14 protein-coding genes and 1 tRNA gene are annotated in these 17,121 nt (G+C 71.6%); 9 read left to right on the forward strand and 6 right to left on the reverse strand.

What is annotated here, in order from left to right:
• The first annotated feature begins 104 nt into the window (after positions 1 to 104).
• The 4 genes from FS641_RS08920 to FS641_RS08935 all read left to right on the forward strand — a co-directional run bounded on the left by FS641_RS08920 (position 105) and on the right by FS641_RS08935 (position 4,487).
• Positions 105 to 1,562 carry an MFS transporter gene (locus tag FS641_RS08920; RefSeq protein ID WP_313957797.1) on the forward strand — a complete coding sequence of 486 codons (1,458 nt, stop codon included), beginning with the start codon at positions 105 to 107 and terminating at the stop codon, positions 1,560 to 1,562.
• 257 nt (positions 1,563 to 1,819) lie between these two features.
• Positions 1,820 to 2,482: a GntR family transcriptional regulator gene (locus tag FS641_RS08925; protein WP_186317670.1), complete on the forward strand. Its 663-nt coding sequence runs from the start codon at positions 1,820 to 1,822 to the stop codon at positions 2,480 to 2,482.
• Between the two features lie 223 nt (positions 2,483 to 2,705).
• Complete coding sequence (locus FS641_RS08930) at positions 2,706 to 4,022, forward strand: LCP family protein (protein ID WP_144762961.1); 1,317 nt, start codon at positions 2,706 to 2,708, stop codon at positions 4,020 to 4,022.
• Between the two features lie 376 nt (positions 4,023 to 4,398).
• A tRNA-Ser gene (locus FS641_RS08935) sits at positions 4,399 to 4,487 on the forward strand.
• Between the two features lie 147 nt (positions 4,488 to 4,634).
• Here the strand turns inward: FS641_RS08935 and FS641_RS08940 are convergent.
• The 4 genes from FS641_RS08940 to FS641_RS08955 all read right to left on the reverse strand — a co-directional run bounded on the left by FS641_RS08940 (position 4,635) and on the right by FS641_RS08955 (position 9,082).
• Positions 4,635 to 5,471, reverse strand: coding sequence for a family 16 glycosylhydrolase (locus FS641_RS08940; protein WP_144762963.1), 837 nt, complete (start codon positions 5,469 to 5,471; stop codon positions 4,635 to 4,637).
• A gap of 76 nt (positions 5,472 to 5,547) precedes the next feature.
• Entirely contained in the window at positions 5,548 to 7,314 is a 1,767-nt protein-coding gene (locus tag FS641_RS08945; protein WP_144762965.1) for a hypothetical protein, read from the reverse strand.
• A gap of 134 nt (positions 7,315 to 7,448) precedes the next feature.
• Positions 7,449 to 7,661 (reverse strand): hypothetical protein, encoded by a 213-nt coding sequence (locus FS641_RS08950; protein WP_144762967.1) that lies wholly within the window; start codon positions 7,659 to 7,661, stop codon positions 7,449 to 7,451.
• 221 nt (positions 7,662 to 7,882) lie between these two features.
• Complete coding sequence (locus tag FS641_RS08955; protein WP_144762969.1) at positions 7,883 to 9,082, reverse strand: MFS transporter; 1,200 nt, start codon at positions 9,080 to 9,082, stop codon at positions 7,883 to 7,885.
• A 146-nt stretch (positions 9,083 to 9,228) separates the two neighbouring features.
• Between FS641_RS08955 and FS641_RS08960 the strand changes: the two genes are divergently transcribed.
• From FS641_RS08960 to FS641_RS08980, 5 genes are all read left to right on the forward strand, one after another.
• Positions 9,229 to 9,705 (forward strand): MarR family winged helix-turn-helix transcriptional regulator, encoded by a 477-nt coding sequence (locus tag FS641_RS08960; RefSeq protein ID WP_144762971.1) that lies wholly within the window; start codon positions 9,229 to 9,231, stop codon positions 9,703 to 9,705.
• 30 nt (positions 9,706 to 9,735) lie between these two features.
• Positions 9,736 to 10,719: a glycosyl hydrolase family 18 protein gene (locus FS641_RS08965; protein WP_144762973.1), complete on the forward strand. Its 984-nt coding sequence runs from the start codon at positions 9,736 to 9,738 to the stop codon at positions 10,717 to 10,719.
• A gap of 111 nt (positions 10,720 to 10,830) precedes the next feature.
• Entirely contained in the window at positions 10,831 to 11,823 is a 993-nt protein-coding gene (locus FS641_RS08970) for an AAA family ATPase (RefSeq protein ID WP_395879275.1), read from the forward strand.
• Positions 11,823 to 13,145, forward strand: coding sequence for a DUF58 domain-containing protein (locus FS641_RS08975; protein WP_144762975.1), 1,323 nt, complete (start codon positions 11,823 to 11,825; stop codon positions 13,143 to 13,145). Before FS641_RS08970 ends, FS641_RS08975 begins: the two co-directional genes overlap by 1 nt.
• On the forward strand, positions 13,142 to 15,481 hold the full coding sequence (locus tag FS641_RS08980) for a DUF3488 and transglutaminase-like domain-containing protein (protein WP_144762977.1): 2,340 nt from the start codon (positions 13,142 to 13,144) through the stop codon (positions 15,479 to 15,481). Before FS641_RS08975 ends, FS641_RS08980 begins: the two co-directional genes overlap by 4 nt.
• Before the next feature lie 60 nt (positions 15,482 to 15,541).
• On the opposite strand, the gene FS641_RS08985 is transcribed toward FS641_RS08980, so the two are convergent.
• Positions 15,542 to 16,159: a TetR/AcrR family transcriptional regulator gene (locus tag FS641_RS08985; protein WP_144762979.1), complete on the reverse strand. Its 618-nt coding sequence runs from the start codon at positions 16,157 to 16,159 to the stop codon at positions 15,542 to 15,544.
• Between the two features lie 121 nt (positions 16,160 to 16,280).
• Positions 16,281 to 17,063: a trimeric intracellular cation channel family protein gene (locus FS641_RS08990; protein ID WP_144762981.1), complete on the reverse strand. Its 783-nt coding sequence runs from the start codon at positions 17,061 to 17,063 to the stop codon at positions 16,281 to 16,283.
• Between the last annotated feature and the right edge of the window lie 58 nt (positions 17,064 to 17,121).

Here is a 17,121-nt window from a genome sequence, read left to right on the forward strand (position 1 = left end):
GACCGGCGCAGGAGCCGGATTCGATAGGGGGATCCGGCTCCGCGTCCGGCCCGGTCGTACCGGGGCCGAACAACATGCGCGCGCACGGCGTACGTTCACCGTTCGTGAGCAGCGCAACGACGAACGGGGCCGTCAAGAGCCTGGTCCCCGCACGCATGGACAGGCTCCCGTGGACCCGCTTCCACTGGAGTGTCGTGGTGGGCCTCGGGGTCTCGTGGATCCTCGACGGGCTCGAGATCCAGATCGTCTCGAACGCCGGGTTCCAGGCCGATCTGCACCTCGCCACGCAGCAGGTGACCTCGCTCGGGACCATCTACCTGGTCGGACAGGTCGTCGGTGCCCTGGTGTTCGGGCGCATGTCCGACCGGCTCGGCCGCCGCAAGCTCTTCATCCTGACGCTGGCGATCTACCTCATCGGCTCCGGCATCGCCGGGTTCGCGCAGGACTTCTGGTTCCTGGCGGCCTTCCGGTTCGTCGCCGGACTCGGCATCGGCGGGGAGTACGCCGCGATCAACTCCGCGATCGACGAGCTCATCCCCTCGAAGTACCGCGGTCACGTCGACATCGCGATCAACGGCACGTACTGGGGCGGTGCGGCCCTCGGCGCCTTCGCGAACATCTACCTGCTCGACCCGTCGCTGTTCTCGGAGAACATCGGGTGGCGCATCGGGTTCTTCCTCGGCCCGGTGCTCGGCATCGCGATCATCTTCCTCCGACGGCACATCCCGGAGAGTCCACGGTGGTTGATGACCCACGGCCGCGAGGAGGAGGCGGACGCCACGGTCACGCAGATCGAGGAGTCCGTCGAACGGTCGACCGGCAAGCGACTGCCGGACGTCGACGCATCGAAGGCCATGACCGTGACCCCGATGGACCGCGTCCGGTTCACCACGATCGTGAAGGTGCTGTTCCAGCAGTACCCGACCAGGACCCTGGTCGGGGCGACGATGATGATCACGCAGGCGTTCCTCTACAACGCGATCTTCTTCACGTACGCGCTGGTCCTGACCAACTTCTTCGGCCTGAAGACCTCGCAGACGTCGATCTACTTCTTCCCGTTCGCGATCGGGAACCTGCTCGGTCCGCTCGTGCTCGGTCGGCTCTTCGACACCTGGGGTCGTCGGCAGATGATCTTCAGCACGTACCTGGTCTCCGGGCTCGTGCTGGCGGTGTCGGCGTTCCTGTTCCGCGCCGACGCCATCTCCGCCACGGTGCAGGTCGTGTTCTGGTGCGTCTCGTTCTTCTTCGCGTCGGCTGGAGCCTCGAGCGCGTACCTGACGGTGAGCGAGATCTTCCCGCTCGAGCTCCGCTCGCAGGCCATCTCCTACTTCTTCGCCCTCGCGCAGATCTTCGGCGCAGTCGCCCCGACGATCTACGGCGCCTTCATCGGGGACGGGTCCTCGCGTGAACCACTCTTCTGGGGGTACCTGCTCGGGTCCGGGGTGATGATCGTCGGCGGGGTGATCGCGCTGATCTTCGGCGTGGACGCTGCGCGGAAGGGGCTCGAGGACGTCACACAACCGCTGTCCGTCATCGTCAAGGAGGAATCGTCACGGCGGTGAAATCCGACATCCGGGATGTTTAGCGCCTGATCGGCCCGCCTGCCACTGTCGTCCCATCGATCCCGAGTCGGGGATCACCGAGAGTGGGAGTGCTGTGATGCGAGACGACGTGGTCGGGCCCCGTGCCCTCCACAGTGCGAGGGCCGGTGAGACGCTCCACCGAACGCGGTGGCTCGGCCGCGGCGGTGGCGCCGATGCGTGAAGGTCGGCACATGGGGTACGACGAACACCCGGGCTCGCGAGCGCAGAGTCCCGCCATGATCGCTGACAGCCCGCTCGATCCGCTGGGCGTGCCGCGCAGCCTCCTCCGCGACGCCGTCTTCTTCCGACTGCTCGACCGCATCCTCCGTGGCGAGTACCGGCGGGGACAGCGGCTCCGGCTCGACACCCTGGCGGACGACATGCGCGTGTCCCGGACCCCGGTCCGAGAAGCCCTCGTCCCGCTCGAGATGCTCCGGCTCGTCTCGGTGCAGCGGTACGTGGGGGTCGTGATCGCCCAGTGGTCGGTCGACCAGATGAAGGAACGCATCCGGGTGGCGTGCACGATGCTCGCCGAGCCGCCGGTGACCGCGGACGCTCCCGCTGAGCGCTTCGACCCGTTCTGGATCCGGGAGTGCATGAGCGAAGCCGGGGCGTTCGTCGAGCTGTCCGCGTGGTTGCTCCGACGCACCGGCGCCTCCGTCAGTGCGGACTGGGTGGCGTCCCAGCGCCCCGTGCTCGACATGTTCTTCACGGACGACGTCGCGGTCGCGAACGGCATCGACGCGGTGGTGGACCGCCGTCGCCGGCAGACGCTGGCCGACGCCGCGCGGACGGCGGCGATGCGAGGCGACCGCCAGGAGTGCACCCGGCTCGTCCTCGAACTCGGTGACCTGCTGGTGGCGCTGCCGGACCGGTTCCGTGCCGCGGTACCGGCCTGACGGCAGGAGCGTGCTGCTCCGTCTGCCCCGTGAAGGTGGGCTTCTCCGCACTCTCTCTCCGGTTGCACACTGATTCGTCAGGCAGTCCTGTGGCAGCCTTGTCCGGTTGCCGTCTCCGCGGCACCGGTGCAGCAGGTCGCATGACGTGCCTGCCGTCGCGGGGGTCGCCGCGGTGTCGAACAGGACGACGCCGCCATCGTGTCCGCAGACGACAGGAGTGCCCGTGAACGACGTTCGTGATCGATCCCACCGACTCAACCGAGCCAACGGGATCGCCCGTCACGGACGTCTCCGCCGCCGCTCGCCCTTCGGCACCGTCGCGAAGGTGCTCTCCGGCGTGGTGGCCGTCGCCCTCGTCAGCTCGGCGTCGGTCGCAGCCATCGCGGCGAAGCAGGTGAGCGACGACCTCGGTGAGGGCGTGCGGATCCAGGGTCAGCCCGTGTCGCAGGCCAAGCCGGCCGGGAACGTCCTCAGCGCGTACCAGGGCGGCTTCACCATGCTCGTGGTCGGCACCGACAACGACCCAGCCCAGGGCCTGGAGTACGGCGAACGCGATGCCACGCTCAACGACGTCAACATCCTGCTGCACGTCTCCGCCGACCACACGAACGCGACCGCGGTGAGCATCCCGCGCGACCTCGTCACGCCGATCCCCGCGTGCCAGAAGCCCGACGGCTCCGGATCGACCCCGGCGATGGCGGCGCAGCCGATCAACAGCGCCTGGGGCGAAGGCGGCCTCAACTGCGTCGTGCAGACCGTGCAGGGGTTGACCGGCCTCGACGTGCAGTACTCGGCGGCCGTGTCCTTCAACGGCGTCATCGAGATGTCGAACGCGATCGGCGGCGTACCCGTCTGCGTCGCGTCGCCCATCCACGACCGGTACACCGGGCTCGACCTGCCCGCCGGGACGACGACGCTGCAGGGGTCGCAGGCGCTCGAGTTCCTCCGGACGCGGCACGGTGTCGGTGACGGCTCGGACCTGGGGCGGATCTCGAGCCAGCAGGTCTTCCTGTCGTCGCTCCTCCGCACGGTGAAGTCGAACGAGACGCTGACCTCGCCGACGACGCTCTACAAGCTCGCCCGCGCGGCCGCCTCGAACATGCAGCTCTCGCAGAGCCTCAACGACCTCGGGACGATGGTGCAGATGGGTCGAGCGCTGCAGGACCTGCCGCTCGACAAGGTCAACTTCGTGCAGTACCCGGGCACGACCGGCGGCACGGGTGTCTACGCGGGCAAGGTGCAGCCGACGAAGTACCTCGCAGAGCAGCTCTTCGACAGGATCAAGGCGGACGAGTCGTTCTCCCTCGGTGCCGGGAGCACGGGCATCGGGTCCGAAGCGGACCCGACTGCCTCGGCGTCCCCGTCGTCCGACCCGTCCGCTCCCGCGGCCGACCCGTCCTCGGCAGCTGCGGCCCCGTCGACCCCCGCGGCCGGCGCTGGCGCTGCGACGCCGTCGGCCCCGGCCACCTCCGACACGATCGACGGGTTGCAGGGGCAGTCCGCGGCGCAGCAGACCTGCTCGAAGGCGTTCGGCTCGTAGCGCGTGCCAGGTGCCGGCTCGTAGCACGCGGCCGGCGCCCGGCACGCCGCGGAGGCCTCCGTGCTGGCGCTGCCCGCCGACGAAGAAGCGGGGACGTGACCGTGGCCACGCCCCCGCGGAGTCGCTCACCGGCAGACGCCGGACATCGGGCGAGCCGGGTCCAGGCCGGGAGCGACGCTGGGTGCTGTGTCGCGACAACGGGGTGGAGCCCCGGAACGTGATCGCCGCGTCCCGATGAGACTAATCACCGGGGTACAGCACCACAACCCTGACCTGTCCCCACTTCGGGGGACCGGTCGTGCGTGGCGGTCGACGTGCCGGGTCGTGACGCAGCCCGTCCTCCTGTATGGTGGTGTGAGCGTCCGCGAGGGCGCATGGAGACGTCGCATAGTCAGGCCGAGTGCACCACCCTGCTAAGGTGGAGTCCCCTTTCGGGGACCGAGGGTTCAAATCCCTCCGTCTCCGCACTCACCGAGACCCCCTGTTCCGCAGGGGGTCTCGTCGTTTCCCCGACGGCTGCCAGCCGAGCGTCCGACAGGCGTCCGGAACGACCGATGGCCAGCCGCGTGGGACGCAGCTGGCCATCGGTGTCGATCAGTGGGCGGGTACCGCTCAGGAGTTGTCGATCACCCGGACGTAATCGATCTTCATCTGCTGGGGGAACTGCGTGGTGCCGTCCGGGGAGCCCGGCCAGTTCCCGCCGACCGCCAGGTTCAGCACGATGAAGAACGGCTTGTCGAAGACCCACGGGTTGCTGCCCGTGTCCGCGGGTGTCACCGTCTTGTAGGCCACACCGTCCACCGACCAGGTGATCGACCCCGGCTTCCAGTCCACCGCGAACGTGTGGAACGTGTCGGCGAAGGACCATCCCTGCGGGTGCTGGTAGCTCGACGTGATGCCCTGGCCTCCCGAGTAGCCAGGGCCGTGCACGGTGCCGTGGACGGTCGCGGGTTCGTAGCCGACGTTCTCCATGACGTCGACCTCGCCGGAGTTCGGCCAGCCGACCTGGGGGAGGTCGGCGCCGAGCATCCAGAACGCCGGCCATATGCCCTGACCGCGCGGGATCTGGATGCGGGCCTCGACCCGGCCGTACTGCGGCGTGTACTTGCCCTGCGTGGTCAGACGGGCGCTGGTGTACGAGCCGTCCGACTCGCGCTTCGCGGTGATGACGAGGTTGCCCTGGCCGTCGAGTGCGGAGTTGTCGCGCGAGTCGGTGTAGTTCTCGAGCTCGTTGTTGCCCCAGCCTCCGCCGCCGGTCTCGTTGGTCCAGACCGACCGGTCGGGTGCGCTGCCGGCGGGACCGTCGAAGTCCTGCGACCAGATGACGTCACCGCTCGCGGCGTTCGCCGGTGCGCTGGCGGTCAGCGTGGGCGTCAGCCCGAGCGCCGCTGCCGCGGCGCCGGCGACCACGAGTGCGACCGCGCGACGGTGGTTCGTGATGCTGTGCATCGGTGTCCTCCTCAGTTGCTCGACCCGAGCCCGGCCCGGGTCGATCGCTCGACCCGGGCCGATGGCCCGACGCGGCTCAGTTGTACGACGCCAGTCGGTTCGGCGCGGTGTTGCCCGCCGGCGTCGGCACGGCCCCACCGACCCCGTTGATGACGCTCGAGATCGTGCCCGTGTCGCCCAGGGACACCGTCACGAGCCCGTGGGCACGGACGCCGGCGGTCTGCGGCACCTCGAACGCCCGGTCGGCGTGCACCGCGGGGTTCGTGTTGAAGAAGCAGTAGACGCCGCCGCCCCAGATCTCGTGGTTCGTGACGTTCGACGCGACCTTGTACGCGGCGTAGCCGGCGCCGGTCGGGCTCTGCCACGAGGCGTTGTCCGGTACGTCGTACGGCATCTCGTTCTGGAAGAAGATCGTCTTCCCGTTGTTGCCGTTCCACTGCACCTCGTACTTCTGGTAGTGCTCGACGAACAGTCCGGTCGCCAGGACGTCGTTGCCGTTCACCTCGACCCCGGTGGCGCCGGTGTTGACGGTCCATCCGGTCGCAGCACCACCGTGGTCGGCGCGCCACGCCCAGATGTGGTCGACGAGGGTGTCGTCCGCGTTCACCTGGAGGGTCGTCGTCGCCTTGCCCTGGATGCTCGAGCCGACGCGGAAGAACACGTCCTGGATGCTCTGCGGGTCTGCGGCGTGGTCGACGTGCGAGCCGCTCGTCCCGAGCCGGATGAGCTGGGCACTGTTCTGCGACCCCGCGTCCACGACGAGGTTCGACACGTTCACCCCGGCGACGTCGGAGGACGTCAGCACGGCGTTCCCGCGGGTGGGGACGAGCGTCGGGAAGCCGATGCCCGTGATCACGGTGTCCGGGCGCGTGACCGCGATGGCGGAGTCGAGCTGGTACGTGCCCGGCGTGAAGAACAGGTTGAGTCCCTGCGCGAGCGCACTGTTGATCGTCGCCGCGGAGTCACCGGGGTGCGCGACGTAGAAGTTGCGCATCGGGATGTCGGTCCCGGCGGTGTTCGGCCAGGTCACGCCGCTGGAGTTCTGCTTCAGCGACGGCACGAACACGTGGTACTTGTTCGACGAGTCGACGTAGAGGTAGGGCTTCTCGCGGGTCGTCGGTGTGGTGGACAGGGTCGTGTAGCTCTTCGAGAAGTCGTTCGCGGGTGCGCCCTGCACGCCGGAGAACGTCATGTTCCAGTTGCCGCCCTGCCACGACCCGATGGCCGAGTTGCGGGTGTACCACTGCTGCTGCGACCCGGAGGTGACGGTCCCGTCGACCTTCGTGTCGGCGATGTACCCGCCCGACGAGTAGCCCTGGCCGCCGTCCTGGTTGGAGGGGCCCATCGTCAGGTTCCCCTCGACGTGGACCCGACGCATCGGCGCCGCCTGGGACACGGCCCAGCGGTCGGTGCCGCCCTCGGGGACGATCGCCAGGTTCTCGACCGATCGCCAGAAGTTCTGCGTCGCGTTCTTCTCGTCACCGGCGTTCCAGCCGGAGTCGACGTTCACCGCGCCGTTGATCGTCACGTCGTCGGGGTTCTTCCCGAGGCCGGCGACCGACGTGTAGAACCCGAGGTTGGCCCAGACCCGGCCGTAGCTGCCGGGCTTGAAGAGGAAGGCGTACCGCTGCGACCCGAACTGCGCGGTGGTGCTGCGGAGCTGCGCGTTGAAGGCGGCGTCGACGTCGGCCTGGATCGTGGAGGCCGGGGTCGAGGGGCTGTAGATCTTGACGTTGCTCCCGAAGTCCGGGGTGTCGCTCGTCGTGACCGCCTGGGCGGCGACCGCGGGCACGAGTGCTCCCACGACACCGGCGCTCAGCGCGATCGCGACGAGTTGCTTCATCCGTCGTTGCATGATGCTCGATTCGTCACCGTGCGGCGTCGTTGCCGCACGCAACAGACGCTAGACCTGTCGGTGCGCTCAGGCAGTCGGACGAACGGCGGACGTGCGTGTCCCCCGATCGGGGGTGGCCGGCCCTAGCCCTGGACGGAGTCGATCCAGCGCACCCAGCCCTCGAGCTGCGCCTTCGCACTGTCCAGGGTGCTGTGCTGCCCCCGGACCGCGCCGTCGGCGGACCGGACGGCGTACCCGTGGTGCCACGACACCACACCGACGAGCTCGGGACCGGACGACCCCACCCAGCGTCCGTCGGCCGTCTCGGTCCACCGGACCGCGGCGTGCGCGGTCATCGGGTGCCCACCCGGTGCGTGTGAGGGACGGTGCGGGTACTCGGGTACATGGGGACTTCCGGTCGGCTGCGGACGAGAGATCGTTCCGGCGGCCTGGGTCCTGGGGTCACCTGTCGCCGACGGTAGTCCGGTCGGCTGTGCGTCGTGCCGGTGACCACGAGACGGACGGGAGGCTCGGCACGCGTCGTGCGCCGAGCCTCCTGTCCGGGTGTGGTTGCCGCTCAGGCGACGGTCCGGACGCTCCCGGTCGTCGCCGCCGACGGGCGGTGCGCGGCTCGGCCGTGCCGCGCCGCCGACGCGGCGACGGCGACGAGCGCGAGTCCGGCGAGCGTGATCGCCGCGCCCGCCCAGATAGGCGAGGTGTAGCCGAGTCCGGCCGCGATGGTGAGCCCGCCGACCCACGCGCCGAACGCGTTGCCGAGGTTGAACGCGGCGATGTTCGCTCCGCTCGCCAGGGTGGGGGCGTGGTCGGCGTACTGCATCACCCGGGTCTGCAGTGCCGGCACGGTGGCGAAGCCGAACGCCCCCATGAGCACGAGCGCCACGACGGTGAGGACGGGGTTCGACGCGACGGCGGCGAAGAGCGCCAAGACGACCGTCAGACCGGCGAGCACGGCGATGAGCGTGCCGTCGATCGAGCGCGCGGCGAGCCGACCACCGGCCCAGTTGCCGACGAACAGGCCGAGACCGAACACGACCAGCAGCCACGGGACCGCCGCGGACGTGAACCCGGAGACCGCGGTGAGGGTGTACGCGATGTAGGTGAACGCGCCGAACATGCCGCCGTAGCCGAGCACCGTGACACCGAGCGACAACCACACCTGCCCGGAGCGGAACGCACCGAGCTCCCGCGCGAGTGACGGTGCCGTCGTCGACTCCGGCGCGGGGACGAGGACGGCGACGCCGATCAGGGCGACGACGCCGATCGCGGCGATCGCCCAGAACGTGGCACGCCAGCCCAGCGCCTGTCCGAGGAACGTGCCGAACGGCACACCGAGCACGTTCGACGCGGTGAGGCCGGTGAACATCAGGGCGACCGCGGAGGCTCGCTTCTCCCGCGCCACCATCTCCGACGCGACGACCGCGCCGATGCCGAAGAACGCGCCGTGGCAGAGCGCGGCGACCACGCGGCCGGTCATCATCACGCCGTACGTCGGCGCGAGGGCCGAGAGCGTGTTGCCGATCACGAACAGCACGAGGAGCCCGATGAGCACCGCCTTCCGTGGCAACCGTGTCGTCGCGGCGGTGAGGCCGAGCGCGCCGACGATGACGGCGAGTGCGTAGCCCGTGACGAGCCAACCGGCAGTGGTCTCGGAGACGCCGAAGTCCGCCGCCACCTCGGGCAGCAGGCCCGTGATGACGAACTCGGTCAGACCGATGCCGAAGCCACCGAGGGCGAGGGCGATGAGTCCAGCGGGCATGCGTGGTCCTCCTCCTGCTGTCATCGCGGACGTGCCGCGTACGCTTGCAGTTGCACGCGCGGGATAGATGGTTGCACACGCCAGGTATCGGCGCAAGCAACTGTCCGCGCCTGCAACTTCCCGTTCTCGAGCACCTGTGAGGCCCCATGAGCATCGACGACACCGCGGTCGCGGTCCGCGCGCACGGCTGGCGCACCCTCGGGGCGTTGCACGGGCTCATCGACGCGCACCTCGAGCGAGCCCTCCGCGAGGTCGACCTGTCCGTCGTCGAGTACACCGTGCTCGACGCGCTCCGGCGGCAGGACGGGTTCCACATGCGGATGCAGCAGCTCGCCCGCGCCGCGGCCCTCAGCGCGAGCGCCACGACGCGCCTCGTGAACCGGCTGGAGGAGCGGGCGCTCCTGACCCGGGTGCTCTGTGCGGACGACCGTCGCGGGCTCTACACCGAGCTCACCTCGGCGGGCTCCGCGCTCGTCGACCGCGCGGCGCCCGTCCACGCACGCGCACTGGAGGCGGCGCTCGCCGAGGCGCACGAGGTCCCGGAGCTCGACGAACTCGCGACGGCCGTGGAACGACTCGAGAGCGAACACGTCGTCGAGCGGGCGGAGCACGCAGCCCGCTGACCCTCCTCCCGCACCCGCTACGGTGGCCACGTGCTCCGTGGTGCTGGTCTCGTCGCTGTGCTGGCCGTCGCCGGGCTGCTGCTGAGCGGCTGTCAGGCCGAGCGGGGCCTCCGGATCGAGGCCTACGTCGAACCCGGGGGAGCTGCCGCGGTGCAGCGTGTGCGTGACGCCGTCCCGGTCGCGACGACGATCGGCATCGACGGAGTCACGGTGACCGCCGACGGCTCCGGGCTCGACGACGTCCCCGACGGGCTCGCCGGACTGGCCCGAGCGGCGGGCAGCGGGTCGGAGCTCCTCGTCAGCAACTACTCCGCGGCGCTCGGGGACTTCTCCCCGGAGATCGGGACGGCGCTGCTGGCCTCCCCGGCACACCGGGACCGAGTCGCCCGACTGGTCGCCGCGGCGGCCGACCGGGCCGGGATGCACGGGGTGCAGATCGACCTCGAGTCCCTCCGGCCTCGCGACCGCGCCGGGCTCGTCGCGTTCGCCGCCGCGGTGCGTTCTGCCGTGCACGACCGCCTCGGCGACGACGCCGGTGTGTCGATGGCGGTGATGGCCTCGACCTCGGCGGCCGGGTTCCGGGACACCGGCTACGACCTGGCGGCGCTGGCAGGTCCGGTGGACCGGTTCGTCCTCATGACCTACGACCAGCACGGTCCGTGGAGCGGTCCCGGTGCGATCGGCGCGCTGCCGTGGACGTCGCGCGTCGTCCGGGCCGCAGTGGCCCAGGGGCTCCGCGCCGACCGGATCGACCTCGGCATCGCGTCGTACGGGTACGCCTGGGGGCCGGGTGCCGGTGACGCACCCGTCGCTCCGGCCGCTGCCCGTCGGCTCGCCGCTGGTGCGGCACGGTGGTCCGACCGGGACGGCGAGTGGTCGGCGACGCTCGACGACGGCCGGGAGCTGCACTGGTCCGACGCCCGGTCGTACCGGGTCCGGACGGCGCTCGCGCAGGAGCTCGGTCTGCACGGCGTCGCGATGTGGTCGCTCGGTTCGATGCCCCTGCCGCACTGAGTTCCCGAGGACGGTTCCGGCCGGGTGCGGTCGGTGACACATCCTCCGGCTGCTGTCACCAGGCCGAGGTAGCATGCGCGGACCACTGCCCCCTTCCCTGAGGAGCCCTGCGTGCCCGACGCCCCCGACCTCGCCATCCCCGTCGACCAGGTCCGTGACGCCGGGGCGGCGATCATGTCCGCCGTGGCCACGGTGGTCGACGGCAAGACCGACGCGATCCGCACCGCGCTGACCGTCATGCTGGCCGAGGGACACCTGCTGGTCGAGGACGTCCCGGGTGTCGGCAAGACCGTGCTCGCGAAGGCGCTCGGCGCCAGCGTCGGCGGCACCGTGAACCGCATCCAGTTCACCTCCGACATGCTGCCGTCCGACGTCACCGGGGTGAACATCTTCGACCAGTCGTCCGGCACGTTCCGGTTCTCGCCGGGGCCGGTGTTCGCCAACGTCGTCATCGGTGACGAGATCAACCGCACCAGCCCGAAGACGCAGTCGGCGTTGCTCGAGGCGATGGCCGAGTCCCAGGTCACCGTGGACGGCGTCACCCGCACGCTCGAGTCGCCGTTCATGATTGTCGCCACCCAGAACCCGGTCGACATGGAGGGCACCTACCCGCTGCCCGAGGCCCAGCGCGACCGCTTCATGGCGCGCATCGCGATGGGGTACCCGAGTGCCGAGGCCGAGCGTCGGATGCTCACCGCCCGCGGTGGCCGCGACCCGCTGACGTCCGTGCGGCCGATCGTCGACGTCGCGATGCTCCGCGCGATGATCGCCGCGGTCCGGCAGGTGCACGTCGCCGCCGACGTCGAGGCGTACATCGTGGCCATCGTGCGCGCGACCCGGACGCACCCGGACCTCGTGCTCGGCGCCAGCCCGCGAGCCACGCTCCACCTGGCCCAGGCGGCCCGGGCCCACGCCGCGCTGCAGGCCCGACCGTTCGTGACCCCCGACGACGTCGCCGAGCTCGCGCCGATCGTCCTCGCGCACCGCCTCGTGCCCGTCGCCCGTGGCCTCGGCGGCTCGGCGGAGGACACCGCACGCGAGATCGTGGTCCGTGTCGTCGCCGAGACGGCCGTGCCCTTCACCGCCGCGCCCGTCCGGTCCTGATGTCGTCCTCGTCCACGCCGTCGTCGCTGCTCCGCCGTGCGGGGGCGGCGCGCTCGGTGTCGGAGCGGTGGACGCGACGCGGTCTCGCGATGCTCCGGCGGACCCCGTTCCCGCGGCCGACCGCACGTGGCTGGTCGGTCATCGCGGTCGGCATCGGGCTCGTCGGGGGCGGCCTCGTCGCGACCACGAGCGTCGCCGTCTCCGCGGGACTCCTGCTGCTCGTGCTCGTGGTGCTCGGCATCGCGATGGCCTTCGTCGTCGCCGCGCCGCTCCGGGGCTCGCGGGCCGCTCCGCGCGCGATGGTGCAGGTCGGCGAGGTCTACCGCGAGCGGATCACCCTGCGTGGGACGTCGATGCCGATCGGGCCGCGCTCGACCCTGCTCGTCCGGGAACAGCTCGACGACGCCTTCGCCAGCGTCTCCGACGCCGAGGCCCTCGTCGAGGTCGGTCCGACTCTGCCCCCCGCGGTGTTCGACGTCGAGGCACTCGCGATGCACCGCGGCCGCACCGTGGTCGGGCCGGTGACGATCCGCGTCGAGGACCCCTTCGGCCTGCTCCGCATCGACCGACCCGTCGTCGCGCCCGAGGAGGTCGTCGTCGTGCCGGCGTCGACCGCGCTGTCCGCGATCGACACCGGGGCGCTCGCCGGAGCCGTGTCCGCGGACGAGGGCCGTGTGGGCCAGGGCGGGTCCGCCGACGACAGCGAGCTCCGGCCGTACCGACCCGGCGACCCCATCCGCCGCGTGCACTGGGCACAGAGCGCCCGCCGCGGCGAACTGCACGTCCGGCAGACCACGCAGGCCCAGCCGCCGGAGGCCGTGATCGCGCTCGACCTGCGCCGCGAGTCGTACCAGCAGCTCGGGCGCGACGACCTCGCCGAGCTCGCGGACCTCGGTGGCGACGCCGCGTTCGAGCACGCCGTCGTCGTCGCGGCGAGCGTGGCGAGGGCCCTCGCGGCACGGACCTCCCGGGTGGTCCTGGTGACCGACGACCTCGGCGGTGCCACGCGCCACACGGGCGACGCCGGGGGACTCACGGACGTCCTCGTCGGGCTCGCGGACGTCCGGCTCCGCGGCGACGCCCGTCCGGTGACCGACGTGCTCCCCGACGTCCGCGGGCGCGACGTGCACGGGATGACGGCCGTCGTCACCGGCCACTGCACCGCCGAGCAGGCCGCGGAACTCGTCTCGTCGACGTCCGGTTCGAGCCGCGGGATCCTGGCGACGATCGTGCCCCCCGACCCGGTGGTGCGAGGGATCCTCGACCGCGGTGGGTGGCGGACCCTCGTCGTGCCGGTGGTCGGATCGGGAGGCGTGCGGTGACCGCGCAGGACACGCGACCGGCGCGTGGTCGTGCCGACGTGCGCGCGATCCTCGACCGCCCGGACGACCGACCGGCGGTGTCCCCGTGGGTGGTCCTGCTCGCTCCGGTGCCCGTCCTCGTGGCGGCGCTGGCGTTCCGTCCCCTCGTGCAGGGCATCGCCTGGTGGACCTCTGCCCTCGCCATCGTCGTCGTGCTCGTCGGGGTGGTCCTGTCGGTCCGCCGCCGGCCACCCGGCGTCCGCTTCATCGCCCTCGTGGGCACCCTCGTCGCGTGTTCGTGCGCAGCAGCCCTGGTGAACGACATCCAGCCGCTCGGGTGGATCGACGGCGACGGCGCGCTCGGGCAGACGATCGCGGCGATCCGGCTGAACCCCGCCCCGCTGCCGCAGACCGACGCGATCCGGTTGGTCGTGACGGTGGCGATCGCCTGGGTGGCGGCAGCGTCCCTGTTCCTCGCGACGGTGGCCCCGGCCGCGGCCCTCGCGGCAGCGCCGGCGCTCGTGATCCTCATCGTCCCCGGCGTCGTCACGGGCACCCCGGCGAGCACCGGGCTCGTGGTCGTCACCGCCCTGGTGTTCCTCGCGCTGCTGTGGCTGTCGGTCCGGCCGGTCCAGCGTGCCCTCCCCGCCGTCGTGGTCGGCGCCGTCGCGCTGGTGGTCGCGATCGGCCTGCCGACGGTCGTCCCGCTGAACGCCAGCTGGCTCTCCGGGGTCACCGGTGCTATCCAGGCGCCGATCCAACCGGGACGCCCGGGCACGCTGCTCAACCTCGGCCAGGACCTCCGGCGTCCGAGCGAGCTCGAGGTGTTCCGCTACCGCACGTCGGACGGGCAGCCGGAGTACCTGAAGCTGGCCGACCTCGACGAGTTCGGCACCGGGGACTGGGTGCCGACGGTCACCGACGTCAGCAACGCGCCGACGGCGGACCAGCAGCAGTGGGCCGTCGGGGTGAACCCCCGCGTGGCCACCCGCGGCGACGTCACGGTGCAGATCACCGGACTGTCGAGCAACTACCTGCCGGTGCCCTCCGGCGCGGTCTCGATCCAGTCGCAGTCGACGAACCTCGAGCTCGACCAGTGGCGGTGGATGGGGGACTCGAACACGGTCAGGTCGACCGGGCCGGCCACCCGACGTGGTGCCACGTACGAGGTGTACGGCGCGTCGACGTTCGCGAACGCGTACCTCGACGCGATCGACGCCGCCGGACGCCTCGAGCCGTTCGACGGGCGCGGCTACCCGACGCCGTCGAAGGCCCAGCTCCGCACCGACCTCGCGCTGCCGAAGGACCTGCCGTCGAGCATCGCGGCGACGGCCCGACGGGTCGCCGGTGGCGCGACGACCGACTACGAGAAGGCGCGGACCATCGAGCAGTGGTTCCGCAGCGACCTCTTCACCTACTCCGAGACCGCCCCCGTGCAGCAGGGCTACGACGGCGACAGCATGGACGTCGTCGCGAAGTTCCTGCAGGTGCGCGAGGGGTACTGCGTGCACTTCTCGTCGGCGATGGCGGTGATGGCCAGGACGCTCGGCATCCCGTCCAGGATCGCCGTCGGGTACCGCGCCGGCGGCACGCAGGAGGGTGGCGAGTGGGCGGTGTCGAACCGGCAGCTGCACTCGTGGCCGGAGCTCTACATCGCCGGTGCCGGCTGGGTCGCGTTCGAGCCCACGCCGGACTCCGACACCGCGGCGACGCCGGACTCCGAACCGTCGCAGACACCGAGCGCCGCGGCTCCGGAGACCCCGCTGCCGCAGCCGGACTCGTCGACCGAGCCCTCCGCGACCACGACACCGACGCCGAGCGCCTCGGCCGCTCCCGGCGCGGGTGCGTCAGCGGGCGGGTCGAGCGGCGGCCCGTGGGGCATCGCGGTCGGCGTCCTCGTCGCGCTCGCCGTCCTCGTCGCGCCGGCCGCTGTCCGCGCGCTCCGGCGGCGGTCCCGGCTCGCCGCCGTCGCCGCGGGGCGGTCGCCGGCCGTGTCGGCGTGGCGGGAGCTCCTCGACGACGTCGCTGACCACGGCTACGCCCCGGGACTGGCACCGCCCGGCGACGCCGCCGCGGCCGCCAGGACCGCGCGCGCCGTCCTCGGACGGTTGCGGTCGACCGTGCCGGCATCGGTGCTGCCGTTCCTCGAGACCGTCGTCGACGCAGTCGACCAGGAGCGCTACGCGTCAGCGGGTTCGGTCGACACCGGTGCCCTGACGACGGCCGTCCGGGAGGCTCGGGTCGCCCTGGATGCATCGGTCCGGCTGCCGCGTCGGGTGCGGTCGCGCCTGCTGCCGCCGAGCCTGCTGCCGTCGTCCTCGTGGTCGCACGAGGGTCCGCGCCGCCGGACGGTCTGACCCGCGGAGGGCCTGATCCAACGGACTGCCTGAACGGCAGGCGGGGCCGGGAGCCTCGGGTCAGCGGGGCCGGATGACGGCCTCGACGAGGGCCGCGACGACCTCGCCCGGGTCCACGCCGTCGAGCGCCGGTGCATCGAACACGATGCCGACGTTCGTGGCGATGAGCGTGGTGGCGAGGGCGTCGAGCGGCATCCCGGGGTCGACCTCTGGGTGTGCGCCGAACCAGAGGAGGACGAGTCGGCGGACGCCGTCCTGCAGGACCTGCCGCTGGCGGACGAACTCGGGCATCAGCTCCGGGTGCCGGAGCGCGAAGCCGCGGAACTCACTCAGCAGGGCGAACTGGGCGCGCTGGTCGTGCCGGCCGAACGCGGCACGGACGACGTCGCCGATGTCCGTCGCGGCGATGTCCTCGCGGACGAGGTCCTCGAGCGCGCCGAGCACCAGGTTCGTGGCGCGCTGCATCACCTGCGCGACGAGGTCCTCCTTCGAGGAGAAGTTCGAGTAGACCGCGCCCTTGCTGAACCCGGCGCGGGCGGCGACGTCGTCGAGCCGCGCCTCGTGGACGCCCTGCTCCGCGAAGAGCTCACCGCCGGCGACGAGCAGGCGCTCGCGCACCTCGGCCCTCGGGGTCCGCGCGGCGGTCTGACGGTCGTCGGGGGAAGCGGCGTCGCTCATCTGGTCCTGATTCAGACGGCGCCCGGTCACCGTCACGTCGACGTCGTCCGGGCGGAGATGTGGTTGCCGTCCATTCTGCTCGCAGCGGTCGCGGTGGGGAACGCTGCCGCGCCGTCCGTGCTCAGTCCTGCCCGTCGTCGCCCGGGCGCGTGCCCCGCGAGTGCACGTCTCCGGAGCCGCGTCGACGACCAGGTCGGCGCAGCACGCGGATGGCGTCGGGACGGATGCCCCGCCCGCGGCGCAGCAGTGAGGCGAGGGTGGACTGCGGCTGCCAGTTGCGGCCGTTCGGCAGGCCCCAGCCCCAGCGCACGGCGCCCCACCGCAGGACGAGCGAGAGCACGACGGCGGCCACGATGCCGATGGTGGGGGAGCCGAGCGCCGACGCGATCACCATCACGGCCGACGCCGCGACGGCCACCGAGGCGTAGAGGGCGTTGCCGCCGAAGACCGCCGGGACCCGACGGAGCAGCAGGTCGCGGCCGACCCCGCCGCCGACGGCCGTGATGGTGCCCATGATGATGGCGGCCGGCCACTCGAGGCCCGCGTCGAAGGTCCGCTGCACCCCGACCACCGCCCAGAACCCTATGACGGCGGCGTCGAGGAACGTGAACAGGCGGTCCCATCCGCGCTCGGAGAACGACACGAAGAACGCCACGAGCGCCCCCGCCACCGCGATCGGCACGTAGAGCGGGTCGGTGAGCGCGACCGGGGGACCGTTCTGCAGCAGGACGTCGCGCAGCATGCCGCCGCCGAGGCCGGACACGAACCCGACGACGAGGAACCCGAACAGGTCGAGACCCATCGCCCGGGCGACCGCACCACCGAGGAGCGCGGACGCGAAGACCCCGGCGAGGTCGAGCACGTTCGTCACCGCGGCCAGGCCGTCGACGGAGAGCAGGTTCATGAGAACCATCAAACCCCACGCGGCGGAGGTCGACGGAAGCGGTGAGGTAAGGCTAACC

The organism is Curtobacterium sp. 9128 (assembly GCF_007673775.1).
Taxonomy (GTDB): Bacteria; Actinomycetota; Actinomycetes; order Actinomycetales; family Microbacteriaceae; genus Curtobacterium.